The sequence below is a fragment of the Mesorhizobium sp. M2A.F.Ca.ET.037.01.1.1 genome, assembly GCF_003998075.1.
In the GTDB taxonomy this organism is placed as follows: domain Bacteria; phylum Pseudomonadota; class Alphaproteobacteria; order Rhizobiales; family Rhizobiaceae; genus Mesorhizobium.
On record NZ_RZSA01001232.1, the window covers coordinates 1 to 1,695 of the forward strand.

Annotated in this window: 3 protein-coding genes; all 3 read right to left on the reverse strand. The window is 61.0% G+C overall.

All coding sequences use genetic code 11. From position 1 onward, the window contains the following. A partial coding sequence (locus EOA27_RS35440; protein WP_189562273.1) for a haloacid dehalogenase-like hydrolase occupies window positions 1-428 on the reverse strand: 428 nt, incomplete at its 3' end. Between the two features lie 259 nt (window positions 429-687). After that, on the reverse strand, window positions 688-951 hold the full coding sequence (locus EOA27_RS35445; RefSeq protein ID WP_042645040.1) for a hypothetical protein: 264 nt from the start codon (window positions 949-951) through the stop codon (window positions 688-690). A 192-nt stretch (window positions 952-1,143) separates the two neighbouring features. Beyond that, window positions 1,144-1,695 (reverse strand): mechanosensitive ion channel domain-containing protein (locus EOA27_RS35450; protein WP_127258614.1); only part of this gene is annotated, 552 nt, incomplete at its 5' end.

Genomic DNA, 1,695 nt, shown 5'->3' on the forward strand with positions numbered 1-1,695 from the left:
TAATCGAAGCCCGCATCGCCATAGGCGGCGACCAGAGCGGAGCACTTGCGGCCCGAGGTCATGTTATGCGGGCCGTCGGTCGCCAGCACGCGGTCGAAAATGCCGAGATGCGCCGCGATTGCCTCGGCGAATTTGCGCGGCGTTCCCGTCGCCAGCACGATCACGCGGCCCTCCCGATGCTCGGCGTGCAAACGGTCAATTAATTCCTGACGGTAAGGCAGCGAGGCCGGGTCGATGTCGACGCGCAGGGATATTTCCTGCTTAAGCCGCGCCGGACCGCCGGTCAGCCAGAGCGGCAGCAGAAAGAAATAGAGCGGGTTCTTCTTGAGGAGGATGAACAGGCCTTCCCACAGAAGGTCCGTTGCAATCAACGTCCCGTCGAGATCGACCGCAAGCGGAATTGCGTTCCTGTCCGACCTCGCGTCCATTGTCCTGCCCCGATAGAGCGCAGGATCCCGACTCCAAATCCCGGAAGGGCCACGCGCCAATTCAACCCACGCCGTGTACCGGCGTCCACGGGGGCAGATATAGCCGGGGGATGACGCAGCGAACGTTAAAACGTGCGGTTGCAGGGAATGGTCATGCCGGTTTTTCGGCCGTCATCGTTAAGCGTCGGCTACCGGAAACGATAAAAGGCCGGACATCGGTTCGGCCTTTGCTAATCTTACCGCGCCAATCCGTTGCGCGTTACTTGATGCGGGCGGTCCCGCCCGAAATTTCGACCGTCTCCGAACCGGTCAGGGCTTCGAGGTCACCATTGGGCAGGGTGACGAAGCAGCCGTTCGAGCAGAACTCCACCGTCTCGCCGGCACCGAGCGTCAGCTCGCTCTTGGCGCCGCCTTCGGTCACGACCAGGGTCCGCGTCTGAGCGTCCCTGTTGATCGCGCTGGCGGCGAAAGCCGAACCGCCCAAGGCCAGCAAAGCAATGGCGGCAACGACAGACTTCCACATTGCAATTCCGGTGTTTCACACACCGCCTCTGTTCAAAATTTGCAAGGCATTCTCGCCCTTTGCATCGAAGCTTATATGAGATGTTACCTGAACCGCAACTGAATGCCGCATTCATGCCACAATCGGTTTCGGCGCAGGGCGACGCCACCGAAGGTGTATCGAAATGCGGCTAGGCCGAACGTTGCCGCACCTTTATCCAGGGTCTGGCTTGCGGCCCCTGCGCTTCATCTTGGCCAGCCGTTCCCGTTCGGCCGCGGCTTCCTCCTCCAGCCTCTGGCGCTCGGCGAATTCGGCTTCGATCTTGTCGTCGTCGATCGGCCAGGCTTCATGCTTGGTTGTCTCGACCATGGCGCGCGGCGTCGACGGGATCTCGATCCGCTCGTCCTCGAAGATATCGAAGATGGCGAAACGGATATCGTTCTGCACGACGCTGCTGTTCATGATGTCGGCAACGAAAACGCGAATTTCGAACTCGAGCGCGGCCGCCCCGAAATTGGCGAAGAGGACGAACGGTTCCGGATTCTTCAGCACCATCGGATGGGCGCGGGCAATATCCAGCAGGACGGCATGGACGCGCTTCACGTCGCTGCCATAGGCGACGCCGACCTTGATTTCGACCCGCCCCAGCTTGTTGCGATGCGTCCAGTTGCCGACCGCGTTGTTGATGAGGTTCGAATTGGGCAGGATCACCGACTGCCGCTGGAAGGTCTCGATCTCGGTGGCGCGCACGCTGATCTTGCGCAC

Bases quoted from the DNA above. Each gene is read 5' to 3' on its own strand.
- EOA27_RS35445 (WP_042645040.1), bottom strand. From the start codon at position 951: ATGTGGAAGTCTGTCGTTGCCGCCATTGCTTTGCTGGCCTTGGGCGGT.